Origin of the sequence: Dryocola clanedunensis subsp. sulfonylureivorans (assembly GCF_016756775.1) — a bacterium.
GTDB classification, from domain to species: domain Bacteria; phylum Pseudomonadota; class Gammaproteobacteria; order Enterobacterales; family Enterobacteriaceae; genus Dryocola; species Dryocola clanedunensis.
The window spans coordinates 1-25,852 of sequence record NZ_JAERMU010000011.1 but is presented as its reverse complement, the minus strand read 5'-3'; the positions used below and the strand labels follow the sequence as shown (position 1 = coordinate 25,852).

Annotated in this window: 30 protein-coding genes and 1 pseudogene; 6 read left to right on the top strand and 25 right to left on the bottom strand. The window is 56.1% G+C overall.

Annotated features, from left to right (window positions below):
- Window positions 1-91: 91 nt before the first annotated feature.
- The 9 genes from dagF to HYQ67_RS12895 form a co-directional block, all read right to left on the bottom strand.
- Complete coding sequence (gene dagF, locus HYQ67_RS12935) at window positions 92-832, bottom strand: 2-dehydro-3-deoxy-phosphogluconate aldolase (RefSeq protein ID WP_202304091.1); 741 nt, start codon at window positions 830-832, stop codon at window positions 92-94.
- Window positions 829-1,947, bottom strand: a complete 1,119-nt coding sequence (locus tag HYQ67_RS12930; RefSeq protein WP_202304090.1) for a DgaE family pyridoxal phosphate-dependent ammonia lyase — start codon at window positions 1,945-1,947, stop codon at window positions 829-831. The genes dagF and HYQ67_RS12930 overlap by 4 nt, the downstream gene beginning before the upstream one ends.
- A gap of 13 nt (window positions 1,948-1,960) precedes the next feature.
- Window positions 1,961-3,064, bottom strand: coding sequence for an amidohydrolase/deacetylase family metallohydrolase (locus HYQ67_RS12925; protein ID WP_202304089.1), 1,104 nt, complete (start codon window positions 3,062-3,064; stop codon window positions 1,961-1,963).
- A gap of 66 nt (window positions 3,065-3,130) precedes the next feature.
- Window positions 3,131-3,772, bottom strand: a complete 642-nt coding sequence (locus HYQ67_RS12920; protein ID WP_202304088.1) for a DUF4310 family protein — start codon at window positions 3,770-3,772, stop codon at window positions 3,131-3,133.
- Window positions 3,773-3,783: 11 nt separating this feature from the next.
- On the bottom strand, window positions 3,784-4,560 hold the full coding sequence (locus HYQ67_RS12915; protein WP_202304087.1) for a DUF4311 domain-containing protein: 777 nt from the start codon (window positions 4,558-4,560) through the stop codon (window positions 3,784-3,786).
- Window positions 4,561-4,585: 25 nt separating this feature from the next.
- Window positions 4,586-4,882 carry a DUF4312 family protein gene (locus HYQ67_RS12910; protein ID WP_202304086.1) on the bottom strand — a complete coding sequence of 99 codons (297 nt, stop codon included), beginning with the start codon at window positions 4,880-4,882 and terminating at the stop codon, window positions 4,586-4,588.
- A gap of 2 nt (window positions 4,883-4,884) precedes the next feature.
- Window positions 4,885-5,247 carry an SFCGS family glycine-rich protein gene (locus tag HYQ67_RS12905; RefSeq protein ID WP_202304085.1) on the bottom strand — a complete coding sequence of 121 codons (363 nt, stop codon included), beginning with the start codon at window positions 5,245-5,247 and terminating at the stop codon, window positions 4,885-4,887.
- 17 nt (window positions 5,248-5,264) lie between these two features.
- Entirely contained in the window at window positions 5,265-5,582 is a 318-nt protein-coding gene (locus HYQ67_RS12900) for a glycine dehydrogenase (protein WP_202304084.1), read from the bottom strand.
- A gap of 276 nt (window positions 5,583-5,858) precedes the next feature.
- Complete coding sequence (locus tag HYQ67_RS12895; protein WP_202304083.1) at window positions 5,859-6,086, bottom strand: hypothetical protein; 228 nt, start codon at window positions 6,084-6,086, stop codon at window positions 5,859-5,861.
- A 94-nt stretch (window positions 6,087-6,180) separates the two neighbouring features.
- On the opposite strand from HYQ67_RS12895, the gene HYQ67_RS12890 reads away from it, so the two are divergent.
- From HYQ67_RS12890 to HYQ67_RS12870, 5 genes are all read left to right on the top strand, one after another.
- Complete coding sequence (locus HYQ67_RS12890) at window positions 6,181-6,507, top strand: type II toxin-antitoxin system RelE/ParE family toxin (RefSeq protein ID WP_202304082.1); 327 nt, start codon at window positions 6,181-6,183, stop codon at window positions 6,505-6,507.
- Window positions 6,494-6,781, top strand: a complete 288-nt coding sequence (locus HYQ67_RS12885) for a helix-turn-helix domain-containing protein (protein WP_202304081.1) — start codon at window positions 6,494-6,496, stop codon at window positions 6,779-6,781. Before HYQ67_RS12890 ends, HYQ67_RS12885 begins: the two co-directional genes overlap by 14 nt.
- On the top strand, window positions 6,782-7,717 hold the full coding sequence (locus HYQ67_RS12880) for a LysR family transcriptional regulator (RefSeq protein ID WP_202304080.1): 936 nt from the start codon (window positions 6,782-6,784) through the stop codon (window positions 7,715-7,717).
- A 127-nt stretch (window positions 7,718-7,844) separates the two neighbouring features.
- Window positions 7,845-8,135 carry a CopG family ribbon-helix-helix protein gene (locus HYQ67_RS12875; protein WP_202304079.1) on the top strand — a complete coding sequence of 97 codons (291 nt, stop codon included), beginning with the start codon at window positions 7,845-7,847 and terminating at the stop codon, window positions 8,133-8,135.
- 35 nt (window positions 8,136-8,170) lie between these two features.
- Complete coding sequence (locus tag HYQ67_RS12870; RefSeq protein WP_237391238.1) at window positions 8,171-8,428, top strand: type II toxin-antitoxin system RelE/ParE family toxin; 258 nt, start codon at window positions 8,171-8,173, stop codon at window positions 8,426-8,428.
- A gap of 9 nt (window positions 8,429-8,437) precedes the next feature.
- On the opposite strand, the gene mdcH is transcribed toward HYQ67_RS12870, so the two are convergent.
- From mdcH to pmbA, 15 genes are all read right to left on the bottom strand, one after another.
- Window positions 8,438-9,346, bottom strand: a complete 909-nt coding sequence (gene mdcH, locus HYQ67_RS12865; protein WP_202304078.1) for a malonate decarboxylase subunit epsilon — start codon at window positions 9,344-9,346, stop codon at window positions 8,438-8,440.
- Entirely contained in the window at window positions 9,343-9,966 is a 624-nt protein-coding gene (locus HYQ67_RS12860) for a malonate decarboxylase holo-ACP synthase (RefSeq protein WP_202304226.1), read from the bottom strand. The genes mdcH and HYQ67_RS12860 overlap by 4 nt, the downstream gene beginning before the upstream one ends.
- Window positions 9,967-10,926 carry an AEC family transporter gene (locus tag HYQ67_RS12855; protein WP_202304077.1) on the bottom strand — a complete coding sequence of 320 codons (960 nt, stop codon included), beginning with the start codon at window positions 10,924-10,926 and terminating at the stop codon, window positions 9,967-9,969. It abuts the gene before it with no gap.
- 200 nt (window positions 10,927-11,126) lie between these two features.
- A complete protein-coding gene (gene mdcE, locus HYQ67_RS12850) occupies window positions 11,127-11,927 on the bottom strand; it encodes a biotin-independent malonate decarboxylase subunit gamma (protein WP_202304076.1) in 801 nt (266 codons plus the stop codon).
- Window positions 11,924-12,757 carry a biotin-independent malonate decarboxylase subunit beta gene (locus HYQ67_RS12845; protein ID WP_202304075.1) on the bottom strand — a complete coding sequence of 278 codons (834 nt, stop codon included), beginning with the start codon at window positions 12,755-12,757 and terminating at the stop codon, window positions 11,924-11,926. Before HYQ67_RS12845 ends, mdcE begins: the two co-directional genes overlap by 4 nt.
- Window positions 12,750-13,049, bottom strand: a complete 300-nt coding sequence (gene mdcC, locus HYQ67_RS12840; RefSeq protein WP_202304074.1) for a malonate decarboxylase acyl carrier protein — start codon at window positions 13,047-13,049, stop codon at window positions 12,750-12,752. The genes HYQ67_RS12845 and mdcC overlap by 8 nt, the downstream gene beginning before the upstream one ends.
- Window positions 13,050-13,057: 8 nt before the next feature.
- A complete protein-coding gene (locus tag HYQ67_RS12835) occupies window positions 13,058-13,942 on the bottom strand; it encodes a triphosphoribosyl-dephospho-CoA synthase (protein ID WP_202304073.1) in 885 nt (294 codons plus the stop codon).
- Window positions 13,942-15,597 (bottom strand): malonate decarboxylase subunit alpha, encoded by a 1,656-nt coding sequence (gene mdcA / locus HYQ67_RS12830; protein ID WP_202304072.1) that lies wholly within the window; start codon window positions 15,595-15,597, stop codon window positions 13,942-13,944. Before mdcA ends, HYQ67_RS12835 begins: the two co-directional genes overlap by 1 nt.
- A 162-nt stretch (window positions 15,598-15,759) precedes the next feature.
- Window positions 15,760-17,877 carry a fimbria/pilus outer membrane usher protein gene (locus HYQ67_RS12825; protein ID WP_202304071.1) on the bottom strand — a complete coding sequence of 706 codons (2,118 nt, stop codon included), beginning with the start codon at window positions 17,875-17,877 and terminating at the stop codon, window positions 15,760-15,762.
- 56 nt (window positions 17,878-17,933) lie between these two features.
- Window positions 17,934-18,362, bottom strand: coding sequence for a DUF1090 domain-containing protein (locus HYQ67_RS12820; protein ID WP_202304070.1), 429 nt, complete (start codon window positions 18,360-18,362; stop codon window positions 17,934-17,936).
- 120 nt (window positions 18,363-18,482) lie between these two features.
- The gene (locus HYQ67_RS12815) at window positions 18,483-21,590 is read right to left on the bottom strand and encodes an ATP-binding protein (protein ID WP_202304069.1); all 3,108 of its coding nucleotides are present in this window, start codon (window positions 21,588-21,590) and stop codon (window positions 18,483-18,485) included.
- Window positions 21,587-22,213 carry a response regulator transcription factor gene (locus HYQ67_RS12810; protein WP_202304068.1) on the bottom strand — a complete coding sequence of 209 codons (627 nt, stop codon included), beginning with the start codon at window positions 22,211-22,213 and terminating at the stop codon, window positions 21,587-21,589. The genes HYQ67_RS12815 and HYQ67_RS12810 overlap by 4 nt, the downstream gene beginning before the upstream one ends.
- Before the next feature lie 163 nt (window positions 22,214-22,376).
- Window positions 22,377-22,955 carry a hypothetical protein gene (locus HYQ67_RS12805; RefSeq protein ID WP_202304067.1) on the bottom strand — a complete coding sequence of 193 codons (579 nt, stop codon included), beginning with the start codon at window positions 22,953-22,955 and terminating at the stop codon, window positions 22,377-22,379.
- A 58-nt stretch (window positions 22,956-23,013) separates the two neighbouring features.
- Window positions 23,014-23,400 (bottom strand): cytochrome b562, encoded by a 387-nt coding sequence (cybC, locus tag HYQ67_RS12800; RefSeq protein ID WP_202304225.1) that lies wholly within the window; start codon window positions 23,398-23,400, stop codon window positions 23,014-23,016.
- Between the two features lie 60 nt (window positions 23,401-23,460).
- Window positions 23,461-24,813, bottom strand: a complete 1,353-nt coding sequence (gene pmbA / locus HYQ67_RS12795) for a metalloprotease PmbA (protein ID WP_202304066.1) — start codon at window positions 24,811-24,813, stop codon at window positions 23,461-23,463.
- Between the two features lie 98 nt (window positions 24,814-24,911).
- Between pmbA and yjgA the strand changes: the two genes are divergently transcribed.
- Window positions 24,912-25,463 carry a ribosome biogenesis factor YjgA gene (gene yjgA, locus HYQ67_RS12790; RefSeq protein WP_202304065.1) on the top strand — a complete coding sequence of 184 codons (552 nt, stop codon included), beginning with the start codon at window positions 24,912-24,914 and terminating at the stop codon, window positions 25,461-25,463.
- Window positions 25,464-25,729: 266 nt separating this feature from the next.
- On the opposite strand, the pseudogene HYQ67_RS12785 reads toward yjgA, so the two are convergent.
- Window positions 25,730-25,852, bottom strand: a pseudogene (locus HYQ67_RS12785) (IS110 family transposase); the annotation flags it as partial.

Genomic DNA, 25,852 nt, shown 5'->3' with positions numbered 1-25,852 from the left:
TTGATTTATTGGTGGATGACGCTGCGCTTATCCACTCTACGAGCGCCCGCCAGGTAGGGCGGATAAGCGCAGCGTCATCCGCCGTTTCGTGTTAACCAACCAGCTTCTTCGTCATATCCAGCAGAGTAGCAACATCTTGCGGACGAGTGTTACCGCTCGCCTTATCAATAATAGAACTGTAAATGTGCGGAATAACTTTGCTGACGCCCGCATCCAGTGCGATCTGCAGAATTTCTTCGTAGTTCTCCAGATCGATACCACCGGTCGGCTCCAGCCAGAAATCGTGTTTCGCACAGGCTTCGGCTACCGCCTGGAACTCATCACGACACGCCAGACCGCCCATTGGGAAGTACTTAATCGAACTACCGCCCATATCTTTCAGCAACTTGATGGCCGTTTCAACCGGTACGATACCGTCCGGCGCTTTAGCGCTAAGCGGCCCGGTAGAGATTTTTACCATACCCACGGTGCCGGTTGGAGAAACGAGGCCGTTAACCACGCTTTCATTCTGCCCCAGCAGCGCACGAGAAGTGCCTACGCCGGTGAAGACCTGGTTTACGTGCTGCGGCTGAACCTGGCGGGAGATTTCGCTGACCATCGCTGACTGGTTCGGATCGCCCGCGCCCAGCCCTACGGAAAGTGCATTGTCGATAAGCGCCGCGTATTCGCGCATATCCGCCACCGCCGTATCCACATCCGGGTAATTTTTGGACAGCACGCCAACCAGCACATGCCCTTCGGCTGCGTCAAAAATCTCTTTGGCATTCTCTTTGGAGCCAGCCAGTACATTCAGACAAACGCGTTCACGGTAAAATTTTGGGGTCAGTTTCATGCCTGCTTCTCCTGGCGGGTATTCGCTTTAATGCATTGATAAATAATATCTAACTGCTGTGGGCTAACGCTACGCACGTCGGCTTCGATAATCCCTTCGTTCGCCTTGTAGCCGCGGAAGAAGATGGCGTATTCGCCCTGCTTGAGCGCGCTGACCAGCTCACCGGTTGAAATACCGATAGCCGCTTCATCGAACTTAATTTCCGTACGGGCAATGTCGCGACCTGCTGCGTCCCACACAACGCGGGCGCTTACGCCGTTCAGCGTATTCAGGCTCTGAATGAATGGCGTCATTTTCTGCACCATCTCTTCGCCGCTCTCTTTCGGTGCGATGAGGTAGTGCTCAATGGCGCATGTCAGGCCGAGAATGCCCTCTTTGCCCACTTTCATGGCGCGACCAATCCCGCCGGTTTGCAGCTTCACCCACTCGACATACTGCTGCTTGCCGATAACCAGGCCGCTGGTTGGCCCTTCAATGGCCTTCGCGCCGCTGTAAATAACCAGGTCTGCGCCAGCGCGGTAGTAGCACTGCAAATCTTCTTCCGCCGCCGCATCGACAATCAGCGGCAGGTTGTGTTTACGCGCCACCACAACGGCCTGCTCAACGCTGAGCATGCTTTTCTGAACGGAGTGGTGAGATTTGATATACAGAATGGCCGCCGTGCGCGGGGAAATCGCCGCCGCCAGCTGATCAGCGGAACATTCGTTGGCGTAACCCGCTTCGACAATTTTGCCGCCGCCCAGGTTAACCATGGTGCCGACCGGTGCGCCGAAGTTAACGTTGTGCCCTTTTGGCAGCACGATCTCGTTATTTTCCAGCGTAATGCCGTGAAGGTTCTCGATCTGCCACTGATTATCTTTCACCAGCACCGCCGCAATGGACTGGGCGATACCAGCCGAGGCGCAGGAGACAACCGTCGCCGCTTCCACATCCAGCAGCTTCGCGATGTACTCACCGGTTTTGTTGACCAGATCTTTCATTTCGAAGTAGTGATTCATGCCGGTAGTCACGGCATCCACCACTTCCGGACGCGGGGTGGAAACGCCCAGCGCGGTCATGCGGCCAGATGCGTTAATCACCTGTTTTAAATTATATTTCTCATAGATTGAAGGCATGTTCTGCTTTTCCTTATTCGCAATCAAACCACTTACCGGCACGGACGGCGGCAAGGGCCACGAGCAGCCGATCGCCAGTGAGCGTCTGCTGTTCAGAATCGGTAAACACCGTCGGCTGGCACTTAAGTTCAAAAATAGTCAGATCGCCGTCCAGACCAACTTCTAACCGGCCTTTATGCTTCATGCGCAGGCCGTCGGCCGCATTAGCGGTCACGCTCTCAATAACCTGCGGCAGGGAAAGGCCGATGGACAGGAATTTGGACATCACCGCGCCCAGGCTATGTACCGGGCCGTTCATGCGGTTGCGACAATAGATATCGGAGCTGATGGTATGCGGCAGGATGCCCTGCTGGATGGCGATTTTTGCCACCTCAAAGCTGAAGCTGGCGGTGCCGTGGCCCACATCAAGGCGTACGCCGTTGGCAATGGCTTTGGCGACCGAGGCACGCAGCTCGCCCGCAGGAGTCAGAATGCGGTTCGGCTTGCCGTTGTAACAGTGGGTGATGATATCGCCGCTGGAGAGCAGCTCGGTAATTTCATCCAGATCCGGCGGGTTGTTGCCGATGTGCACCATCATTGGCAGGTCGCCATTCTCGCGCTGGATCTCTTTGGCGCGTTCAAGCGGCTTGATGCCGTTGGCTCCCACCACGCTGCTGCTCATGCGCGCTTTAATACCGACGATAAAACCAGGATGGCGCTTCACCGCATCACGCACCGCGGCTTTATCGATATTCGCCATGTCGGACAGTTCGTTCTGGGCAATCAGCCCGACGCGGGAGATATTCAGCAGTGCGTAAACATCCGTCGCGGCTTTGCGGGTTATCTCGTAAAACTCGTCAATATCGTCTGCACCGGTGCTGCCCGCATCGACGACGGTCGTCACGCCGGTTGCGACACCAACGCTGTCCGGGTCGTCGTGGTAAATCGGGGATTTTGCGTAGCAGTGAACGTGGGAATCAATCCAGCCTGCGCTAACGTAATATTCGCCATTGAGCTGACGCTCTTCTTGCGCCTGGCCTGCTACCTCGCCCAGGGCTGCAATTTTGCCGTCCTTCAGCGCAATGTCGATAACCGTATCATCTACCAGACGGGCCTGACGCAGGATTAAGTCGAACATGGTTTTCTCCTTTACAGGCGGATGGCACAAACCACCATCCGCCACTTCGTGTTATCTACCGTGGTGTTACAGTGCGACCGGGAAAATCGCGCCCAGAATCATCGCGCCCAGAATCGCGCCGCCGGTAATTGGCTTGCCCCAGAGGTAGAACAGCAGAGAACCAACCAGTGAACCGATACCGATAGGAATGGAAGCGGTCATTGCGCTGAGGATAATCAACGGCCCAAGGAAGCGGCCGGAAGCGTTACCCGCCCCCATCATCACGTCCGCCCCGTAGGTGGAGTCGCTCTGGTTGATGGTAAATTTACGCGCCAGAATAATCACATAGCCAACGGCCAGGCCAAGCACCAGTCCGGTCACCAGAGAGGCTCCGAAGTTGGCTACCGGGAAGACAAATCCCGCGCCCAGTAACAGGGCCGGAACGCCAAGGCCAATACCGGTCTGGATGGCCCCGCCGATATCCAGAATCCCCACCAGCGAACCTTCGATGATACGAGCGAACAGGAAGCTTGCACCAAATGCAGCGACTGCACCGTAAGCTCCGGTATCAATCCCGGCACGCAGCATGGAGACAAAAGCGACTTCGTTAAAGGCACCAATGCCGTACAGGTAATACATGTGTGTCCCGGCGAACACGCCGGAGGACAGCAGACCAACAAAAATCGGGAACGACCAGTCGGCATACCAAAACCCTTTATTCTCTTCCATTGCAGGCTCCGTTATTTTCCGCTCATAGAGTTATGGATAAGATCCAGCCAGTTCGGCACGGTCAGGTGGAAGGACTCGATCACTTTCATATCGAAGCCGCGGAAGAAGGCACTCATCACGAACAGCGCAACAATCGCACCCATCATCACTTTAGTGACGCGGTTCCAGCCGCTCTCTTCCACACCTTTACCAATCAGAATACCCAGTACCAGACCAGGTACGGCGTTACCCATAATCAGCTGCGCGCAGCCGCCAAAGATGGTCGCCCAGAAGCCAGATTTCTTACCGGCATCAATCGCCGCCAGCCAGAAAATCACCGGCATCACGGTATTAACCAGCAGGTTCGCAGCAGGCACCAGCACCTTAACGGCGGTCACCTGGAGCGCTTCTGGTACAGCGGAAGCGGTAGAGTTAAGGAAGGCGACCACGACCATGCCAATCAAACCACAGGCGATGGCCATTTTTTTCGGGTCATGCATGGTTTCGGCGACGTTACGATTTTTAATCATCAACGCGGCGGCACCCCAGTTAGGGATAATGCGGTGGTCAACGTCCTGAGTAAACGCACCCGCGGCAACAGAGGACGCCCAGGCGTTGAAGAAGAAGCCTAAACCGAAGGAAAAATGCGAAGCAGGATCGCCTTCACAGGAATTAAGTTCACCCAGAGTACGAAATGCCCCCATTCCCTGGGATGTTGGCGCATGGAACATACGCGCAGCCCCTGCACCGACGCCTACACCAACCAGGCCGCCGATGATGAGCGATTTTATTAAAATGATTAAGAACATCAGTCTGTCCTTTCTGTGTGTTTTATTATTGGCTGACGAAATCCACTTTCTCGAGATTAATGGCCGTCACGTTGACCGTCACATCCAGCTCCACGCTGAATGTCCGTCGTTCACGCTTCAGAAAGAAGAATAAAAAGGCCTCTTTCTTCGCCTGTACCCGCGCCTGAACAACCTGAACGTCCTGTGGCTCAATACGCAGTAAAATGTGCTGTGATGACTTGAGCACCGTACCCTGAACGTGGCTCAGGGCATCGGCAAAGGCTTTGGCTTTGGAATCGCCACGCCCGCTCACTCTCACTTTTTCTGAGAAGTGTTCTTTCATACTCAGCTACCGTACTTCTTGTTCCACGCCTGGACCAGGCGCTCGCCCAGCTCTTCTTTGTCCATGAAGCCGAAGCCCAGCACATTGTTGCCTTCGTTAATGGCCGTCACACCTTCTTCAACAGAACGCATGCCATATTTCGCTTTATAACCATGTTTGGTCTGCGCGGTGATAGCCCCTGCGCCACCGCTGCCGCAGAAGGAGATACCAAAGGTGGCATTCTCAGCTTTCATCACGTCACCCAGTTTCATGTCGGCAGCCATGCCAGGAATCACGATGACACGACCACCCGCTTTTTCGATGCCTGCTGCTACTTTCTGGCCTTTACCCAGACGATCGCCAATCACTACGGTAATTTGTTCCATGTGTCTCTCCTGATTATTCAAAGATTGTCTTTTGCGACTTCAAAATGTACCGACAGCAACCACGACTCTTCCGTCGGTAAATTGCCAAACAGATCCACGACCTCTTTCGCCATCGCCAGCGAGTCAGGGGAGATCTCTTCAAAAAGCTCCTCCTCAACTTCCGGCAGCGGTTCACCCGTCAATGAACGGTGGACCATGGCACGAACGTGGGACTCGAGCATCTGCTCCTGTACCTCGTTCGGCGTGATATTTCTTGCCTGATACAACGTTCTGATAAACGCCAACGCTTTTTCCGTTAGCTGTGTCGCTTCGGTACTTCCGGCTTCACTAACCATTACCGCTCCGTTATTCACACTACGTACCTCATTCGCTGATATGGCTCTAAGGTATCGACGGGGCTTATTGGTTTGTAGCGAGTTGTTTTCCACTTCGAAGTGGAAATCCCACCCTCGATAGTGATCTATTCCACATAAAATGCAGGGATCACGATAATCCGCTGGTTTTGTGTGATTCAGGTCACGTGATTACCAGGTGAAATACATCAATGCCAGTGATGTTTTTTGCGTAAAAGTGTGACGTGGGTGGATTTTTGAGTCGGTGACTGGAAAGGCTTATGGCGACAGCTCGCCGGATGACGCTACGCTTATCCGGCCTACAAAACAATCCGTGCCGTAGGGTGGATAAGCGTCAGCGTCATCCACCGAAAGCTTTTGTTCGCAGTCTGCGAGGCGGGCCGCAAAGCTAAACCCGCCGGATGGCGCTGCGCTTATCCGGCCTACAAAACCATTCGTGCCGTAGGGTGGATAAGCGCAGCGCCATCCACCGAAAAACTGCCACATCCCGCCGATCCGGTACCAACGCGCTGCTCTCATAAACGGACATTAGCCTTTGATGCAAATTGCATTATAAGCTAATATTTTCATGGAGAACCTCATGGCATTTAACGTCATTTTGCACGATCTCGTTCCCGACGAGTTGGCTGCACTGCCGCCAATTATCAGAACCAAAATGGTCCGTCTCATCGATAAATTAGAGGCAAACCCAACCGTTTTAAGAGAGCCAGACAGCAAACCGCTCGGCAACGGTTTATTCGAAGTCAGGACCATGGGGACCCATATTGCCAGGGGGCTGTATGTCTATCAAAAAGGCAAAAACATCTTTTTATTAAGAGTATTCATAAAGAAAACGCGGAAGACCCCGCCTGGGGAGATTACGCTCGCCGTTGCAAGGTTAGAGGAGATGCTGAATGAAAAAGACTAAAGGTGTTCAATGGGAAACAGTCAGAGCTGAGCTGATGTCCGACCCGGAAGTCCAGGCCGCATACGAGGCCGAAGAGCGTAAAGCCCGACTCCAGGAAATGCTGGCTCAATGGCGTAGCCATGCCGGACTGACCCGTGCACAGGTTGCAGAGCGTATGGGCGTCACTCCTCCGACCGTTTCACGCATGGAGGCCAATATCGTCAGGGCAAGTATTGAAACTATCGCCAGATACGCCAAAGCCTGTGGCGTAAAACATCCGCAGATTACGCTGTAAATGAAAATCGACGCAGAAATCACCTTCCGTAAGCTTGAGATTTTTATGGCGTTTATGGAGAAGGGAAACATTGCCCGCACGGCGGATGCGCTGGGGATCAGCGGCGTGAGCGTTCACCGCGCCCTGCATACGCTTGAAGAAGGCGTGCGCTGCCCGCTGTTTGTCCACAAGGGGCGCAACCTTGTGCCTTTGCCTTCCGCCGTTACGCTTCTGGAACACAGTAAAGAAGCCGTGGCGCTGATGGAGCGCGGCATTGAAGAAACTCGCCAGACGGCGGGTGTGGGCCAGGGGCGGCTGCGCATCGGCACCCTCTATTCCCTGACGCTGGAAACCGTGCCGCGCCTGATTATGGGCATGAAGATCCGTCGCCCGGAGCTGGAGCTTGATCTGACGATGGGCTCGAACGATCTGCTGCTGAACATGCTGGAAGACGGCGTGCTGGATGCGATCCTGATTTCCGTATCTGAAATCGAACTCGATCCTGGCCTCGAAACGCTGCCGCTGTTCCAGGACGATATTTTTCTTGCCGCTCCGGCCTCTTACCCGCTGGATACCAGCAAGTTTGCCGATCTTCGCGACTTCCACGACCAGAAATTTGTTTCGCTGGCGGAAGGGTTCGCCACCTACAACGGCTTCCAGGAAGCGTTTCATATTGCGGGGTTTGAGCCGGAGATCGTCACGCGGGTGAACGATATTTTCTCGATGCTGAGCCTGGTGCAGGCGGGCGTGGGCCTGTCTTTAATGCCGGGGCGCATGAAGAAGGTCTACGAGAATTCTATCCAGCTGCTGAAGCTGTCCGAGCCGTACCAGATGAAGCAGCAGATCGCGATTGTCTTCGCCCGCAACCGCGAGCTGGATCCGAACCTGCTGGCGCTGGCCGCCGAAGGGCGCATGTACGCCCGAACGTTTGCCGATACCCCTAACGCGCCGCTTTAAAGTCTGGTTTGCGAGGCGCTACGCATTGCAGAATGCCAGCGCTTGCTCCCTGTCAGGCCAAAGTGACATCATGGCTTAACAAGTTTAATGTCATTGGTGACACCAGAGATATCATCGGGAGATCATTATGACGACGACACTGCGCCAGACCACGACTCTGCGGATCGACCAGGAAAAGAAAGATCGGTTGGAAACCCCGGCAGACGACCGCCACAGCTCTGCGCATGCTCTGATGCTGGAAGCCATCGTTGAATATGTCGAACGGGAAGAGAAGCGCGGCCAGTATCGCAAAGAAGCCGAGGCCGCCTGGCTGGCCTATCAGGAAACGGGTCAACATATTACGGCCGAGGAGACGATAGCCTGGCTGGAGTCATGGGGAACAAACGCTGAGCAGGATGCGCTGGCATGCCACAACTAATTGTTTCTTAAGGTGCCCGCCAGGATTTATAACGTTTGCAGGAATTCCTGAAAGCTAAAAACGTGCTGGCAGCGAAGAAAGCCGCTGAGATACTGATCCGCGGCATTCGACAGCTACAATCGATGCCCAAAATTGGGCGGCCCGTAGCCAATCTCCCGCTGGAATATCAAGAGCTGGTTATCGAATTCGGCAGCAGCGGCTATGTCATGCTCTATCGCTACGACGAGCTAACCGACAACATTGTGATCCTGAAGATAAAGCAGCAGAAAGAAGCCGGATATCAGCAGCCTTAGCCTCTTCCCCTAACGCGCCGCTTTAACCCGCTGCGCCAGACGAGCGATGGTGCTCATGCTGTTGTTTTCACGGCACAGCGTATCGCCTTCGCGGAAGGCCTGGCGGGTTAAGCCTGTGAGCACGCTGCCCGGCGGCATTTCAATTGCCAGGCGCACGTCGCGCTCGTTAGCGGCAACCATCGCATCGCGCCAGCGTACGGTTCGCGACATATTCAGCGCTAAATCATCGGCAATTTGTTCCGGCTGCCAGAGCACGCGCCCCGTGCTGCCGCTGAGGTAAGTGCTGCGCGGGCGATTTAGCGCCACGTCCGCAAACGCCTGCTGAAGTTTCAGAGCAGGTTCACTCAACAATTCACAATGCGAAGGAACGCTGACCGCGAGCCGTTTCGCCTTCTGCGCACCTTTTGCGAGGGCTTTCTGCGCCACGCTCGCCATCTCTTCATCGCGCCCGGCAATCACAATCTGCTGCTCGGCGTTGATATTAGCGATATAGGTGCCGCTGCCTTCCACCAGCTGCTCGACCTGGCCGAGCTGTAAACCGGTGATAGCGGTCAGGCCGTAGCCGTGCGGGTAAGCCTGCTCCATCAGGTCACCGCGCAGGGCCACCAGACGCAGCGCGTCCTCGAACCCTAACGCTCCGGCCACCACCGCCGCCGGGAAAGCGCCGATGGATAATCCGGCGACCATATCCGCCACCACGTCGTTGCGCTCAAGCTCCTGCGCCCATGCCACGCCCGCAATGAGCAGGCAGAGCTGCACGGCGCGGGTATGCTTCAGGGCATCAGGGGAATCTAAAGAATCTGTTTCGTCGCCCAAAACGGCGCGAACTCGCGGCATAATGTCGCTGTCCTGCGGTAACTGCTGCAGCATGCCCGCACGCTGCGTTCCCTGTCCGGGAAAGGTGAAGAGGATTTTCATGCTTCTCCCTCAAACGCCCACGGATCGCTGACTAACTGCGGGCCGCCGCTGGTTTTCAGCAAAACTCGCCCTTCGCGCAGCCATTCGGCCAGCGCAAAAGCGCCCCGTGGGGTTTCAATTTGCGTATCGGCGCGGCACAAAAGCCTGCCGATAATCTGCTGCCATTCCGCCAGCGCCTCACGAGCAACGCGCTCCGGGCAGCGAATCAGCAGGTCGAGATCGCTGTCCGCATGCAGCACCGGAACTTCCGTTGCCAGCGCGTAGCCTGCGCTACCGGTTATCCCCCAGGCCCAGGGCCACTCACGCAGCGCGAGCTGGATGGCACCCTGTACCGGAGGCATTGAGACAAACGGAGATCTGACCAGCACGTCGTGGGAGGCAAGCGCTTCCGGCGAAACAACGCGTTTCACCTTTGTTGTATTGGCCCAGCCACCCGCGCGCTGGTCGCGGCGCATCCCACGAACGCCTACCGGGATGCGCCCTTCACGGTTCACATCACGCCTCACCACCACCGGCAGCGCCGGGCGCCACTGGCTTGCTACCCACTCTTCAGTTATGCCTTCGAGCGCATCGCGGTCGGTCAGCCAGAGCAGGTCGTGGGGGCGTGGTGTGGTCATGATTTACATTCCTGAAGTCAGCGAGATAAACAGCGGTAGCGACAGGATAGAGAGCACGGAGCTAAGCAGCAACACTGCTTCTGCATCCGGGGACTGCACGCCGAAGCGGTTACCGAAGACCACGCCGAAGAAGCCAGCGGACAGCGCAATCATCAGGATAGCGGTGACGGCAACCGGACCGCTCAGGCCGAGCGCCAGCACGATACCCCAGGCGATGAACGGCTGAATCAGCAGCTTGGTGATGGTGGCGAAGCAAACCATGGTGTTGATTTTCAGCTTACGGGCAGAAAGGATCACACCGGTCAGGAACAGCGCCGCAGCAGTTGCGGACAGGCCCAGCGGTTTGATAGACGACAGCAGCAGGTCCGGCATACGGATACCGATTGCCGACAGCACCACGCCCAGCAGCGGACCCCAGACGATAGGTTTTTTCAGTGAACGCCACATCAGCACCGGCAGCATCGCAAGGGTAGAACCCGTTGCTTCACCGGCGGCAAGCGCCTTTTCACGCTCTAGGATCATCAGGCAGAACGGCGTCATCAGTACGGAACCACAGGCGATGGAAACCGCAACGGACAGTGAAGTTGCAGAACTTTCACCCAGCACGCTGCCCAGAATCGGCAGGCCAAGGGCCGCGTAGTTAGGCAGCGCCACGGTCAGCGTCAGGACTGCCGCATCCTGCGGAGATTTTTTGAACACTTTGGTTGCCGTGAAATAGATTGCCGCATAGGTGATCCACATGGCCAGCACCAGCACCACAATCAGCGGTGACTGTTTAACAATCCCTTCCCACGGTGTCTGAACCGTTGCGCTGAACAGCGCGGCAGGCAGGGCAAAATCCATTACGAAGATATTGAGCAGGGACACATTTTTGTTGTCGACCATTTTCGCTTTGCCCGCGAAAAAGCCCAGCAGCATAATGACGAAAATCGGAGCAAGAGCATGAACAATTACGTAAGTCATAACTTCACCTGTAGTTGAAAAAGAGTTCCAGCACTGGTGCGATGATTATTTTTTTCAGACGATGATTTTATGTCAACGCTCAACGGCGGAACCTGTAGACCCTGCTGTGGTGGATGACGCTTACGCTTATCCACCCCAGGGTTTTACAAATCCCACCGCCGACGTTCTTATGTACCGTCTGGCAGGTCTGTCTTCAGTGCTTACCAGCTTGCGCGCATACGTTCACGAACAAGGGCTGAGCTATGGCGATTCTTAGCATGCAGCCTGTTTTTCAGGGTGGTATCGGTACGGGCTTCGCGAACGGCCGTCACCAGCGCGGCGTTCACTTTGCTGAGGTCGTCTGCTTCTGGCGCCTGCGGATTAGCGATATCCAGCAGGTTTGAAAGCAGGCCGAGGGTTTCGTAGTTGCTGATGTCGTAGGCCATTGGCGGAATGGTTGCCGCCAGCTTTTCCAGCGCATCAACGGTACGCAGCGTGATGCGGGCCGCGGAATCTTTCCCCATCGCGTGGATCATCACCCCGGCGTCGTTAAAGGCGATAAGGCGGTTTGCCTGGTAGCCGTGGGCCAGAAACGCCCCGGACATAGCCTTGCCGACGATCAGCCCGATAACCGGGTGCCCTGCCAGGCGAGCATTGGCGTAAGCCCCTGCCGCACCGGCCAGCGCCTGGTGAATACCGAAGCCCTCTTCACGACGGCCATAGGCCTGGCTCGGCACGTCGATGACCGCGACAATGGCGCGCTTCTCGGTTTTGTCCGCGTCTTCTGCGATGGTTTCGCTGACCACTTTCGCCAGCGTCCAGCCTTCCAGCAGCCCTACTTCACCGCCTGCGGCACGTGGGTAATGGTTGTTTTCATCCGGCACTACCGCGATAAAACGCGCGGCTTTACCGTCAACTTCGCCGTCAGCAACCTGCACGGACGGGCACAGACCGGCCATGCGCGGCGCGCCTGCGGTCAGTTTGTCCAGCCAGACGGCGGCACGATTCAGTTTCTGGCTCATGACTGTTTCTCCCCAAAAAGCTGTTTGATCTGTTCGGCATCGGCCTGCTTGCTGGTGTCGAAGTTAGACAGACGTTCCAGATACCACGTGTAGTTATCGGTGCGGTGCTTAGCGGGAACGCCTTTGGCGATAGCGTCGTTAACCGCCTGCTTAACCGCGTTCACGCCGTCGCCGACCAGCGCATCCACCAGGCCGCTCTGGTAGCGAACTTCGCCACCGGTCATGCTCCAGATGAACGGACGGTCGCGGGAATCGTACTCGTCGATACCGGCTTCCTGTTCGATAACCTGCGGGCCGTTCAGGCCAAGACGCGCTTCGCGGGTCACAATCAGATAGCTGCAAAGCGCGGCGGCGATGGACATCCCACCGAAGCAGCCGACGGTCCCGGCAATCACGCCTACAACCGGAGTGTAGCGGCGCAGGTCAACAATCGCGGCGTGGATATCGGCAATTGCCGCCAGGCCAAGGTTGGCTTCCTGCAGGCGCACGCCGCCGGTTTCCAGGCAAAGAACGGCCTGGGTCGGAATGCCGTTGCGGTTATCTTCTGCCGCCAGCTCGAGGGCCGCCGCCATTTTTGCGCCGGACACTTCGCCCATGCTGCCGCCCTGGAACGACCCTTCGATAGCAATCACTACCGCAGGGCCACCGTTGATGGTGCCTTTCGCGACAACCATGCCGTCGTCAGACTGCGGCACGATGCCCTGAGCGCCTAACCATGGGGAAACAATGCCGTCGAACGGGTCGAGCAGTTCACGGTAGCTGCCGTCGTCGAGCAGCAGACGGGCACGCTCACGCGCTTTGAGTTCGATAAAACTGCGGTCGTCACGCATGGCTCACCTCTTCAAATACTTGTTCGATACGGATGCGGGCCACGCCCGGCGTCGCGCCAAAATCGTGGATCAGCATCTGCCCCGCAGGCAGGCTGCCGAGCGCGGCCAGGCGGCCAAACAGGGCCTGCCAGCGCTGTTTGCTGTTATCCACGGAGGTGGTGATATCGACGGTCAGCGCATCGCCTTCGGCGGCGGTGAACAAAACTTCCATATCGCCGGAGCCAACCACGCCGGACAGCGCTTTGCCGCTGAGCGTACGGGTTGCCGGAAATGACAATGTAATGTGTTCCATAACACCCTCTATAAGTGTGAATGTTGCGGTAATGGGGTGACGCGAGCGTCATCGCAGGCGATGCGGTCCATCAGCAGCGTGGCGGCAAGCAGGTCTGCCGCGCCGCCCGGTGAGGCGTTAAGCGCGAGCATTTGCTTATCGAGCGTTGCCAGCGCCTCATGGCCTGCGGCCTGCGCGGTGCCACCAGCGGCCAGCACGCTTCGCGCGCCGTTCTGCATCGTCTCAAGCCCTTTGAGGCCCGCGCGGGACAGCACGCAGGTATCGCTAAGCGACGTCATGATGGCCATCAGCGCATCAAGACGGGCCTGCTGCTCGGTGGCACCAGCTTCGCGACTGCGGCGCAGCTGCGGCAGAGCCAGACGCATAACGTGCGGGAAGCCCTGCTGCGCTTCTTCGCGTGCGCCGGGAACCTGATAACGCCTTGTGGCGCGTAACCCCTTACTGAAAATTTTTGGTGCCGTGCTGTCGGGTAAACCGGCGAGCTTCGCCGCGCTCGCGGCTATCTCTTCGCTGCTGCCTTCCATGCCGTGCATGGCGGCGGCAGACACCAGTAAACCCAGCGCCCAGATAGCCCCCCGGTGAGTGTTCACTCCGCCGGTGGCCTCCATCATCTGCGCTTCGCCTTCACGGCCTAAGCGGCCAACCAGCTGACGCAGGGCGATATCCGCCGGGCGCTTCCAGCTTTGCAGCGCCAGCGCATGAAACGTCGGGGAGAGGCTGTGCGCCGAGCGCTCCATCAGGCTTAGCGTTAAGTCGTGATGGGCGCCGTTTCCCCGGCTGTCCACAAGACCGGGCTTCGGGCTTAAACGTGCTTCTTCAATCATGCTTTGGGTGGCAACCCTTGCAAGCCAAAGCGCCCCGCCCTCAACCCCAGTCTGTGGCTGTAGTTTCATTACCAGCTCCGGAATTTCGCAGGTGGGTTGTACAGGCCGTCGGACCACTCAACGAGATCCGCCACGCTGCTGGCGGCCAGCAGGGAACGGGTCGCGTCGCTGCGGCGAATGCCCATATCTTCCGGGAAGACCACTTTGCCGCTCTGGCGCAGCTGGGCGACACGTTTAGCGTCAACGCCCAGGCCGATGTCGGTGATCCCGGCCACGGAGGCGACCATTGCGCGGCGCTCTTCCATGCTTTCAGCACGATAGAGATACGCGATGCCTTCTTCGGTCAGCACGTGGGTGACGTCATCGCCGTAAATCATCACCGGCGCTAAAGGCATGCCGGAGGATTTCGCCACGTCCAGCGCGTCGAGTTTTTCCACAAACGTTGGCTTCACGCCCGCCTGGAAGGTTTCGACCATCTGCACAACGAGCTTACGACCGCGCTCCATCATGTCTGGTTTGTTCTGCATCGCGAGCCAGGCTGGCGTTGCGTGACGACGACCGTGCGGGTCGTGGCCCATATTTGGCGCGCCGCCGAAACCGGACAGGCGACCGCGGGTTACCGTGGAGGAGTTGGCAAAGCCGTCAACCTGCAGGGTAGAGCCGATGAACATGTCCACCGCGTACTGACCTGCCAGCTGGCACATCGCACGGTTGGAGCGCATGGAGCCGTCGGCACCGGTAAAGAAGATGTCCGGACGAGCGCGGATGTACTCTTCCATGCCCAGCTCGCCGCCGAAGCAGTGCACGCTTTCTACCCAGCCGCTTTCAATTGCCGGGATCAGCGTCGGATGCGGGTTCAGCGTCCAGTGTTTACAGATTTTGCCCTTCAGGCCCAGCTGTTCGCCGTAGGTTGGCAGCAGCAGCTCGATGGCGGCGGTGTTGAAGCCAATACCGTGGTTCAGCGACTGCACCTGATGCTCCGCGTAGATGCCCTTAATCGCCATCATCGCCATCAGGATGTGTTCCTGCTTGATCAGGCGCGGGTCGCGGGTAAACAGCGGCTCGATAAAGAACGGCTTGTCGGCAACAACCACGTAGTCAATCCACGAACCTGGGATGTCCACGCGAGGCAGATCGCATTCGTCGTCGACCAGTTCATTAACCTGGGCGATAACGATGCCGTCATGGAACGCGGCGGCTTCAACCAGGGCCGGGGTATCTTCGGTGCTGGCGCCCGTATAGAGGTTACCTTTGCGGTCGGCCTTGAAGCCGGCAATCAGCGCCACGTTTGGCGACAGGTCCACATACAGACGGGAGTAGAGTTCGATATAGGTATGGATGGCGCCAATCTCGAGCTGACCGTCTTCAAGCAGCTGCGAAATGCGCAGGCTCTGGGTGCCGGAGAAAGCAAAATCAAGCTTGCGTGCGATGCCTTTTTCAAAGATATCAAGGTGCTCGCTGCGCCCTACGCTCGGCATGATCATATGCAGGTCGTGGACTTTAGACGGGCTGACTTCCGCCAGCATGCGGGAAAGGAAGTCCGCCTGCTTCTGGTTGTTCCCTTCAAGTACCACGCGATCGCCAGGGGCAATCAGTCGTTCCAGCATATCGACAAGGCCTTCAGTCGGAAGAACCTTGCCCTGCACGTTGGTGGAAGCCATGCGCCGCTGCTTCTCTAAGCGACGTGAATTCCACACTCGTGCTGGCTTTTGGGAAGCCTTCATTATTAACCTCCTGATTCAGCTCATCATTTTGATTTGCTTTAGTCTGATTAAATTGTGCGCTTACCTCTTTAGGGTATCAATTAAGGTCAGGGGCAGATTATTAGCCTGAGAGTAATAATCATAGCAACGATTTGTGATCGGGTCGGAAGGCGGGGTTGGGGATTATGGGCTAGCGGGAAGGAAGCTGCGTCTGACAACCGCCCCCTGCGTGGGTACGACTTCAAGCTCATCGTTGTCAAAGTGCACGTTGGCAGGCAAGCTGGACGTATCTACCGTTAATTCATTCACTCGCCACGGAGTCAGATAGCTGACCAGCAGCTCGCCCCGTGCGTTAGTCGTGGTGCCAAACTGATTGTAAAAACTTACCCCCGGCGTCTGAGGAACATCAACCAGTGCCACGGTTTCACCCAGCTGTTGACCAGCGGTTAACCCGCCGCTGTGCAGCATTAAACTGCCGCTCATATCCGCATGGTAATCCCGTTGCCGACCGTTTCGCGTCAGGCCAAGATTGGCTTCTCCCGCGTTGTACTGATATCCCGTCGTCATCCTCAGCTCATCGTTAGCGTGCTCCTGATGCTGCGCGGTGACGTCGTAGCGTAAACTATAGTCACTCAGCGCCGAGCCGTAGAGATTTACGCCGTGCGTCGCGCTGTTCCTGCTGTCCAGCTCGGAAACGTAGCCGACGTTAACCGTGTGTCTTGCCGCCGAGAACGGCACGCTGATGTTCAGGCCCATCACGGTTTCAGCGGGATACTCCTGATACTGATTTCTGTCTACCGCGAGGCTGATATCGATCTCTTGCCAGCGGGTATTCAGGCTGAGACTCAGGCTCTGGTCGCTGGCGTGGCGCTGACGGGATCGCGTCCAGTTCCAGGAGATGGCCAGCGTGGAGTCCTCGTTAAAACTCTGGTTAATCTCAAGCTGGCCGCGCATTGCCCGGCTGGTCGTATCATCGTCCCAGCCGTAGCGAAGCGTGTCGGCACGGTTAATTTTCTCTTCGAAGGTTCGATACTGGCTGCCGTGGGGATACCCTTGCAGCTGGGCATTGAGGTGCGTCTGGGTGGTGAAAAAGGCCTTTGTATAACGAAGCCGCCAGACCATCCCCCTGCTTTTTACCCCCTGTTGGGTATATTGCGCATGGCTGAGATCCGCAGAAAGCGCGCCAAGGGCATAAAAGTTTTGCCCGACCCCGGCGACCTGGCTTATGTAATCATCACCCTGCTGCCATCCGGCAAACAGCGTTGTGCCCGGTGCAGCGCCCCATGAAAAGGTGGACTGGGCAAAACGGTCCCTGTCGCTCTCGGTGCCGTGATAAGGTTTGTAGCGCCCGGCCGCCAGCTCGTAGCTGACAATCCCCTGCCCCGTTAGATTGGGCATGACCGACCACGGTAAAATGCGCGTTCTCTCGGTGCCGTCGCTCTCCTGCACCGTCAGCTCCAGGTCGCCCTGCGGATCGGGAGGATAGAAATCCTGAATGGTAAAAGCGCCGGGCTGGACGTGGAGACGATAGACCCGCTGCCCGTTCTGATGAATGGTGACTTCGGCTTCGCTGCGCGCATAGCCTGTAATCCAGGGAGAGGAAGGTCGCCAGCTGTCCGGATACATCGCTTCATCACTGGCAAGAGAAGCCCCGCGAAAAGAGAAGCCGTCAAACATCGCGCTGGAGGTTGTTCCGTCGCCTAAGGTCATCCGCGAACGCAGCGAGCGGATGCTGCGCCACAAAGAGGCGGAGCGGGTATAAGAACCGTGATTGTTCGTTCGATCTCGCCAGAAGGTATTTTGATAGCGTAGCCGCCAGGCCCCGATATTCAGGCCATTATCCAGATCAAGCGTGGCGTCGGTTCCCGCTTTCTCCCAGCTATATTGCGCACTCTTTTTATCAGCATCGAGACGGTAATTTGTAAACAGCGCGGGAATACCATCGTCCCAGCGGCTGGTCGTCACCCCGTTCTCCTGTGGAGCCAGGGCTTCTTCAGGGAGCAGTAAGGTCAGCAACCCCGCAGACTCCCGATACCAGGATTGAAAGCCGAAGCGTTCCGCTGACGCCTTCGTCAGGCAACCTTGTTCGCTAAAGCTAAGCCGTTTCAGTACGTTCGGGCGAATACCCCACTCCTCCAACAGAGGGCGAGTCAGGCAGGGTGAACCCTGATAAAAAGTCAGCGAAATAGCGCCTTTAAAGGCGTTATTAAGGATTATCCAGGTTTTATCGGCGGCCCATGCAGATGCAGGCAGGATGAGCGAACAGAAGAGGACTAACAGCGGAACGGAGAGACGCAACATGGCGTTAATACGCGAAAAAGCAAAAGCGGAGGCCCGCTTTTGCTTAGCGCTAATACTTATTTTTGCAGCTTAGCAAGTTCAGCACGTGCCTGGCTCAGTTCCTGCTGGACTTCGCGCAGGTCAGCCTGCTTTTCGGCCAGCTTCTTCTGATACTTAGCCACTTTCTTCTGATCGCCTTTAGCCTGCGCCTGCTTCAAATCAGCCTGAACTTCGCTGACATCTTCGCGCTTATCAGCGACTTTTTTCTCAAGTTTGTTCACATCTTTCTGTGCATCAGCCAGCACGCTGCTGTTGGTGCAATGCGCTTTCACTTCTGCCAGCGCTTTTTTCAGGCCAGCAACTTTGTAAGTGTTGCCGTACTGTTGAGCGATTGAGATCTCTTTTTGCAGCGCTGCGCTTTTGTCAGCACATGACTGAGCCGCGTGAGCAGCGCTAAAGGTACCAGCAGAAAGAATAAGAGTTAAAACGGTTGCTAACTTTTTCATGGACTTCTCCTTTGTTTATAAACAGCCCGCGGTTGCCAGGCTGCATCCTGTTAACAAAAGAGTAAGCTCCCCGCGCGACGTTTACGACGCGCCTCGGGCTTCAATTTCCTGTAGGACGTTCTACAGCGTCTGTAGTCTCTCGTTGAGCGCCTGATGCAGGGCAGTTAGCGCCGCCTCAAGCTCAGCCATTTCTTCCGGCTCACTTTGCTCTTCCAGCCTGACACACAGCGCCTCAATAGCCGGGACGCCCAGCAGCTGAAGCCCGCCACGGAGGCGATGTAAACGAGACTGCCTCTCTGCTGCGTCGCCCTGCCTGAACCAGTGCAAGACCTCTTCCAGCTCATCGAGCTGCAGGCGCAGAAAAGCTTTACCGTTTTCGCCGGCCAGTAGCGCGGAGGGAAGCGTAATGGAAGGGAGTGGGTCTGCGGCAGCGGCATGGACAAAGGCCACATTTTTAAGGTTCTCAGCCAGCTGTTCGAGCGTAACGGGTTTAAACAAACAGGCCGTCATTCCGGCATTGATTGCCGCTTCACGCGTGCTGCCTCGCGCGTCCGCCGTCAGGCCAATCAGAGGAAGCATCGGGTTACGCTCCTGCAGCGCTGCAGCCAGTTCAAAACCATCCATGCCGGGCATGTTGCAATCGGTGATAACTAAATCGACCGTATGCTGCTCAAGATAGCGCAAGGCTTCAGACGCATCGGCAAAGCACACGGGCTGGTGTCCGAGATGCAGTAACTGATGTTCAAGCAGCATTCTGCCCGCACTGTTGTCATCCACGACGACAACGCGCGCAGAAACATTTTGCTGTGCGCTCTCGTGCTGCGCTTTGGGGATATTGCCAGGCAGCGGCGAAAGAGGCAACAGCCGTAGGCTAACCGTGACCTGCGTGCCCTTTTGAGGCTGGCTCAGAAGCGCGATTTTTCCGCCCATCATTTCCGCGAGCCTGCGGCTGATATACAGTCCTAAGCCACTTCCTTGCCCCACCTGCCCCTGAGAAAACGGCTGAAATAAACGTTGCTGGACGTCATGATCTATCCCCTGCCCGGTATCCTCTACCTCCAGACGCACGTTAACCATATTGCTGGACTCCTCATGGTGATGAATCGCCCGCAGCGTCACGCTTCCCGAAGAGGTGAACTTAATGGCGTTGCTCAGCAAATTGGACAATATCTGTCGGAAACGCAGCGGGTCGATGAGGACTTCTTTGTCCAGTTCGCTGTCTATTTCCACATGAAATGCCAGCCCTTTCTGCCCCGCGATACCTTCGAAAAGCACGACAATCGACTCAAGCAAAGCGAGCAGTGACGTCCTTTGCGGATAAAGAACCAGCCTGTCAGCTTCGATGCGTGACACGTCCAGAATATTGCCAATCAGCGCCAGCAGTGACTGCCCGCCCTGCCAGGCAACCTGAATACGCTGTTGGTTGTCCTGGGTATCCTGAGGCCTGGACATCACCAGCTCCAGCAAACCAATCATCGCGCTGACTGGCGTACGCACTTCATGACTCATGGTGGCAAGATACTGAGTCTTAATCTGGCTTACGCTTTCGGCCTGGTTTTTCTCCCTGGTCATTTTCTGTAGCCTGCGGCGCAAAACGGCGATGCGCCAGCCACCGGCAGCGGCCAGTAAAGTCAGGAAGAGCAGCAGCGAAATCCACAGCCCCTTGTACGCCAGCAGAGGGTTAGATTGCATCACCGCCAGCTCATTACCGTTGCCGCTGTTGCGGGTAATAGCGTGGAGATCTTCGGGAGGTATATTGATTAATGCTTTATTGAGGATCATCACCAAGGGGTATAAACGCCGCGAGGAGCCAAATGAAAATCGCATCGGTGCGGTATCCACGCTGCCGAGGATTTTCAAACTGGCAAACTCATCGGCAAGGAGCCAGTCGTTTGCAACAATCAGCGGCATAATCATCATGTCGCTCTTGCCGTCCATTACCCGCTTAAGGCCCGCGCGCCAGTTATCCACGTTAACGATCTCTTCGTCGCTATGTCTCTCAAGCCAGTCGGCGGGTGCCTGCGCAAGCTGCGTCACGATGCGTGTCGGCTGCAAACCAGGCGGCGGATTTTTTTTGCCGACCATCACCCATGAGTTATAAAGCCAGGTACGCGTCGTCAGAAGGTTATGCTGCCAGATGCTGGTCTGAATGGCTCCCGCGACGATATCGCTTTTATCGTTTTCCACCGCCTTAAGCGCGGCTTCGAAACTGGGGTAAGGCTGAATATCGAAGATCAAACCGGTGCGTAATCGCAGCGCGGTAAGAATATCGGCAATGATACCGCGCATCTGGCCCGAGCCATTAAACCAGGAGAGAGGGTTGTTCTGCGCAATCACGGCCACGCGAATATGACGGTGTTCCGCAACCCACTTCTTTTCAAGCGTGGTAAAAACTGGACGCTGCTCGCCGAGAGAAAGAGGGATACCGCCATTCCAGCGCCGATGAATCTCAACCGACACGCTCTCCGGCAAAGCCTGGAGCAGCCGATCAATCGCTCCTATCCATTGCTTTTGTTTCGGTAAAGCGGCAAAGGAAAAGCCTTCGGTGGCAAAGGGGGCAGGAACCGGACGTGAGGATAAATTACTTAAACTGGACTGGCTTATCAGGTACTGCACCGTAGTGGAATCACAGATAAACAGATCGATATGACGAAACGCCAGCGCTTCCAGCGCATGGCGGCTGGACGAGAAAGTCTCCAGGCGGGCGGAAGGATAGCGGGCCAGCACCGCCTGCCGGTCATATTGCGGGCAAATAGCAATGCTTTGCTCGCCCTTAAGCCTCGGCGCGTCCATATTGCTCACTTCTACCGGCCGGTTTTTACTGTAGGGCTGGCTCAGTATCAGGCCTGCTTTCCGCTGGCTGCTGCCCGCCTGGGCCATGATATCAGCCTCTCCTTTTGCCAGGGCGGCTAACGCGGCGTCATAGCTGCTAAAACGTAACACCTCAATCTCAACGTTGAGATTGGTGCCGATAATGCCGATAAAATCGGCATTAATGCCGCCATAATCGCTTAAACCAGTAGTGATGTCATAAGGAGGGGACATCGGCAACCAGACGGCAAGCCGCAGCTTCTTGTGTTCCCGCACCCAGCGCCATTGCGCGACGTTCAGGCCAGGGTCTTCAAGCACAATGTTGCTCCGCGCCAGCAGCTGGAGCTCATTGTCCGCAGCAAAAATAGAGCCTGAGAAAAGAAGCAAAAGGATCCCGGCTATCAGAGGTTTCTTCAACTCTCGACTTCCTCATTCAGCAGCTTAAACAAGGGATCAAGGCTATCTACGCCGCACTTCTTCATGATCCTGACCTTATAGGTACTGATCGTTTTATTGCTCAGCGACAGGCTATCGCCAATCTGCTTATTGGTCTGACCGCGCATGAGAGAGTGTAAAACCGTCAGCTCGCGGTCCGATAGCCTGGAAAGTAAGGTCTGCGAGGACTGCGGCGCAGGCCGATCGTTTCGCAAAAGCTCCATCGCTTCCTGAGGGAAACAGTGGTAGCCCTCAAGTAACAGGCGACAAACTGACTCCAGCGCATCCAGATCCAGGCTTTTATTCACGAAACCGTCAGCACCGGCCTGTACCGTTCTACGGGCATACAGTGCAGCCGGCTGGTTGGTATAGATAAGAATGCTAAGGGAGGGAAAATGTTGTTTGAGTCGCGGCAGGAGATCCAGCCCGTCCTGGCCGTCGAGTTCAAGATCGAGCAAGAGAAGATCGGGTGCGTCCCGATGAATTTGCTGAATCAGCCGCTCACCGTTTGAGGTAGTGACATGCAGATCGCCCTTTTTCTCCAGCGTTACTTTCAGAGCAAAGCAGATCGCCGGATGATCGTCGACCAGTAAAACCGAAGCCATAAAATCCCTTGTGTCCTTCGAACCACTACTTGTTATGGACGGATACTATACGATCTCCTTTCATAGAAGAGGATAGGCACGGGCTTTATGCGGAATTTTCCATGATTCGAGTAATAGCAGGAGATCCCCCTCAAGTCAGCGAGGGGGACAGGTCTGGAGAAAATTAAGACTTACGTACTGCGATCTTCAGGGAGTCGGTATAAGTGACGCGAACACTCTGGTTAACTTTCAGATCTTTCAGGCGGGCCTGGATGTCCGGGTTTTCAACAGCGACGGTCTTTTGCTGCCCTTTAGGCCCTTCGAAGGTCACTTCATTCTTCTTCAGGTCGATGTGTTTAATTTTCAGCTGCACGTTAACCTGGCGGAAAGCTTCGTGCTGAGGATCTTCCCTGGTAGCCTGTGCAGACCCTTTAGTAGAAGAAGCCGTTGGTGCTGCTTTATCAATGTCGGTATCCAGCGCGACAGCAATGGAGTGCGTCACGGTGGTATCGACAATATCACCCACTTTCAGATTATCGAGGGTGCCCGCTTTCTCAGGCACGTTGACCGTCACTTCGTTGCCTTCACTGCCGGTAAGCACCACAACGTGGTTTTTCTGATCGACAGAGGTCACTTTCCCGGAGTAGTGATTAGCCTGGAAATCACCGGCTACCGGCAGCGTTTCTGCATTAGCAGCGAAAGCGCTGAAGGCCAGCAGAGAAACGGTGACAGCATTTTTGATAAAGCCAGGTAACTGTTTCATTAATTGGACATCCTTATGGTAGTAATGAAATTTGCCCTGCTCATCAGGGCAAACAGGGTTAACGATATTTTTTATGGTAGGTATTGCGCGTAGTTTTGAACGCTTCGGCAGCAGCCTTAGCTTCTTTCACTTTACCTGCGTCAGCAAGTTTTAGCGCGCCGTCAATCTGGCCGACGAGCAGATCAAGCCCGTGGCGGAAATCCTTCATTTTTGCACTGTCTGCCGCTTCATTCTCAAGCTTTGGCGGAGTACCTTTTTGCGCATCCAGCGCGGCGGTACGCATGTTGTTGAGCGAGGTTTTCAGCTCGGCGGCGCTGTCGGTGCTCATCACGGTTTTGTAATTCTCCGCGATGGTGTCCATATCCTCGCCGACGTCTGCAGCCATGGCAGCGCTGGTGAACAGGACGGATGAGACTGCCAACATTGCAAACAAGTTCTTACGTATCATGTTTCTACCTTATTATTATGTCGAAGAAAGGCGTCGCAGGAGACGCCCATTACCGTGCTATTGCCCGGCGATCTTCATCTCCGGTAACAACACTGACCCACACTGAATATTACTGCGTTTCTCGATATCACTGCCTACTGTGACCATTTCACGCCACATATCTTTTAGGTTCCCGGCGATGGTGATTTCGCTTACCGGATACTGGATCTCGCCGTTTTCTACCCAGAAGCCGGACGCACCGCGCGAGTAGTCGCCGGTAATGCCGCTCACGCCCTGCCCCATCAGCTCCGTCACCACCAGCCCGGTGCCCATCTCTTTGAGCATACCGTCAAAGTCGAGGCCACGGCCTTCGATGCGCCAGTTGTGGATGCCGCCCGCATGACCGGTGCTCTTCAGGCCCAGCTTACGTGCGGAGTAATTCGTCAGCAGCCACTGCTGCAGGACGCCGTCTTTAATGATGTCACGGCGCTCTGTGCGCACGCCTTCGCTGTCGAACGGCGTGGAGGCCAGGCCTTTCAGCAGGTGCGGATGCTCTTCGATGGTCAGCCACTCCGGCAGAATTTGCTTACCGAGGTGATCGAGCAGGAACGTTGATTTACGGTAAACCGCGCCGCCGGCGATAGCGCCGACCAGGTGCCCGAACAGGCCGGTAGCCACTTCCGCAGCAAAAATAACGGGCGCTTTCATGGTGGAGAGTTTACGCGGAGAGAGGCGGGACAAGGTGCGGCGAGCACATTCAGCACCGACCCACTCCGGGCTTTCCAGATCTTCAATAGCGCGACCAATGGTATAAGCGTAATCGCGCTCCATTTCGCCGTTAACTTCGGCGATAACGCAGCTGGAAAGCGAATGGCGCGTGGAACAGTAGCTTTGCAACATGCCGTGGCTGTTGCCGAAGACTTTAATGCCGTAGTGGCTGTTAAAGCTGCCGCCTTCGGTATTGGTGATACGTTTGTCGACGTTCAGCGAGGCGTTTTCGGCACGCGCCGCCAGCTCAATGGCACGGTCAGCGTCCATTTCTACCGGGTGGAAAAGGTCTAAATCTGGGGCTTCGAAAGCCAGCAGCTCTTTTTCCGCCACGCCCGCGTACGGGTCTGGCGAGGTGTAGCGAGCGATATCCAGAGCGGCCTGCACGGTGCGCGCTACGGCGTCAGGGCTTAAATCCGTGGTGGAGGCGCTGCCTTTACGATTCTGATGATAAACGGTGATGCCGAGGGCACCATCGCTGTTAAATTCAACGTTTTCAACCTCACCGTAGCGAGTGCTTACGCCAATGCCCGTGGTTTTGCTGACGGCAACTTCTGCGCCATCGGACTGCGCGGAAGCCAGTTCGAGTGCCTGTGAAACCGCCTGCTCAAGCGTCTTACGTTGTTCTGCTACCTGCGTGTTTACTTTCATCGCGACTGCCATAATCTAAGGTGAGTTAATTAAGTCTAACAGGAACAGAACAATTTCGCAGTGAACAGGCTTTACTGTTAGAATTAGCCACTTTTTTTTAGGAGCCTAATATGACTAAGCAGCCCGACGACTGGCTCGATGACGTCCCCGATAATGAAAACGAAGACGACGACGATGAGATTATCTGGGTCAGTAAAAGCGAAATTAAACGCGATGCCGAAGAGCTAAAGCGCTTAGGCATGGAGCTGATGGAGTTGGGCAAAAACGCGCTCGACAAAATCCCTCTGGACGACGACCTGCGCGCCGCCATTGAGCTGGCGCAGAAGATCAAGAAAGAAGGCCGCCGCCGTCAGGTGCAGCTGATTGGTAAAATGATGCGCTCCCGCGACATGGACCCGATCCGCCAGGCGCTGGACAAGCTGAAGAACCGCCACAACCAGCAGGTTGCGCTGTTCCACAAGCTGGAAGCCCTGCGTGATCGCCTGGTGGAAGAAGGCGACGACGCCATGACCGAAGTGCTGCGCCTGTACCCGGACGCCGACCGCCAGCAGCTGCGTGGGCTGATCCGCAACGCCCAGAAAGAAAAAGCGGCCAACAAGCCGCCGAAGTCTTACCGCCAGATCTTCTCTTATCTGCGCGAGCTGGCCGAGAGCCAGGACTAAAATTAAGGCCCGCAAGCGGGCCTTAATTATGGGTAAAAGCTATTCCTGGGTCGGATAGGCGCAAGCGCCATCCGACAAACTGGTGGATGACGCTGCCGCTTATCCCCCCTACGGACTGGCCGAAAGCCTTAATTATTGGTAAACGTTATTCGTAGGTCGGATAAGCGTAGCGCCATCCGACAAACTGGTGGATGACGCTGCTGCTTATCCCCCCTACGGACTGGCCGAAAGCCTTAATTATTGGTAAACGTTATTCGTAGATACTGTTATGCCATGCAAGCATTTCCCGTATGAAGCGTGGCATCGAACGGGCGTCCTGACTTCAGGACGCCGTATGCCACCTGCGCCAGCTTGCGCATCATCGCACCGATTATCAGCTTCGGCGCTTT

Excerpts from the sequence above, each read along its gene's own strand:
- HYQ67_RS12875 (WP_202304079.1), top strand. The coding sequence starts at position 7,845 with ATGACGACGACACTGCGCCAGACCACGACTCTGCGGATCGACCAGGAA.
- HYQ67_RS12930 (WP_202304090.1), bottom strand. The coding sequence starts at position 1,947 with ATGCCTTCAATCTATGAGAAATATAATTTAAAACAGGTGATTAACGCA.
- HYQ67_RS12885 (WP_202304081.1), top strand. The coding sequence starts at position 6,494 with ATGAAAAAGACTAAAGGTGTTCAATGGGAAACAGTCAGAGCTGAGCTG.
- HYQ67_RS12855 (WP_202304077.1), bottom strand. The coding sequence starts at position 10,926 with ATGACTTACGTAATTGTTCATGCTCTTGCTCCGATTTTCGTCATTATG.
- HYQ67_RS12845 (WP_202304075.1), bottom strand. The coding sequence starts at position 12,757 with ATGCGTGACGACCGCAGTTTTATCGAACTCAAAGCGCGTGAGCGTGCC.
- HYQ67_RS12905 (WP_202304085.1), bottom strand. The coding sequence starts at position 5,247 with ATGGAACAAATTACCGTAGTGATTGGCGATCGTCTGGGTAAAGGCCAG.
- dagF (WP_202304091.1), bottom strand. The coding sequence starts at position 832 with ATGAAACTGACCCCAAAATTTTACCGTGAACGCGTTTGTCTGAATGTA.
- mdcA (WP_202304072.1), bottom strand. The coding sequence starts at position 15,597 with ATGAAGGCTTCCCAAAAGCCAGCACGAGTGTGGAATTCACGTCGCTTA.
- mdcH (WP_202304078.1), bottom strand. The coding sequence starts at position 9,346 with ATGAAAATCCTCTTCACCTTTCCCGGACAGGGAACGCAGCGTGCGGGC.
- HYQ67_RS12895 (WP_202304083.1), bottom strand. The coding sequence starts at position 6,086 with ATGTGGCAGTTTTTCGGTGGATGGCGCTGCGCTTATCCACCCTACGGC.
- HYQ67_RS12925 (WP_202304089.1), bottom strand. The coding sequence starts at position 3,064 with ATGTTCGACTTAATCCTGCGTCAGGCCCGTCTGGTAGATGATACGGTT.
- HYQ67_RS12915 (WP_202304087.1), bottom strand. The coding sequence starts at position 4,560 with ATGTTCTTAATCATTTTAATAAAATCGCTCATCATCGGCGGCCTGGTT.
- yjgA (WP_202304065.1), top strand. The coding sequence starts at position 24,912 with ATGACTAAGCAGCCCGACGACTGGCTCGATGACGTCCCCGATAATGAA.
- mdcC (WP_202304074.1), bottom strand. The coding sequence starts at position 13,049 with ATGGAACACATTACATTGTCATTTCCGGCAACCCGTACGCTCAGCGGC.
- HYQ67_RS12820 (WP_202304070.1), bottom strand. The coding sequence starts at position 18,362 with ATGAAAAAGTTAGCAACCGTTTTAACTCTTATTCTTTCTGCTGGTACC.
- pmbA (WP_202304066.1), bottom strand. The coding sequence starts at position 24,813 with ATGGCAGTCGCGATGAAAGTAAACACGCAGGTAGCAGAACAACGTAAG.
- HYQ67_RS12920 (WP_202304088.1), bottom strand. The coding sequence starts at position 3,772 with ATGGAAGAGAATAAAGGGTTTTGGTATGCCGACTGGTCGTTCCCGATT.
- HYQ67_RS12810 (WP_202304068.1), bottom strand. The coding sequence starts at position 22,213 with ATGGCTTCGGTTTTACTGGTCGACGATCATCCGGCGATCTGCTTTGCT.
- HYQ67_RS12890 (WP_202304082.1), top strand. The coding sequence starts at position 6,181 with ATGGCATTTAACGTCATTTTGCACGATCTCGTTCCCGACGAGTTGGCT.
- HYQ67_RS12835 (WP_202304073.1), bottom strand. The coding sequence starts at position 13,942 with ATGAAACTACAGCCACAGACTGGGGTTGAGGGCGGGGCGCTTTGGCTT.
- HYQ67_RS12880 (WP_202304080.1), top strand. The coding sequence starts at position 6,782 with ATGAAAATCGACGCAGAAATCACCTTCCGTAAGCTTGAGATTTTTATG.
- HYQ67_RS12805 (WP_202304067.1), bottom strand. The coding sequence starts at position 22,955 with ATGAAACAGTTACCTGGCTTTATCAAAAATGCTGTCACCGTTTCTCTG.
- HYQ67_RS12825 (WP_202304071.1), bottom strand. The coding sequence starts at position 17,877 with ATGTTGCGTCTCTCCGTTCCGCTGTTAGTCCTCTTCTGTTCGCTCATC.
- HYQ67_RS12900 (WP_202304084.1), bottom strand. The coding sequence starts at position 5,582 with ATGGTTAGTGAAGCCGGAAGTACCGAAGCGACACAGCTAACGGAAAAA.
- HYQ67_RS12910 (WP_202304086.1), bottom strand. The coding sequence starts at position 4,882 with ATGAAAGAACACTTCTCAGAAAAAGTGAGAGTGAGCGGGCGTGGCGAT.
- mdcE (WP_202304076.1), bottom strand. The coding sequence starts at position 11,927 with ATGAGCCAGAAACTGAATCGTGCCGCCGTCTGGCTGGACAAACTGACC.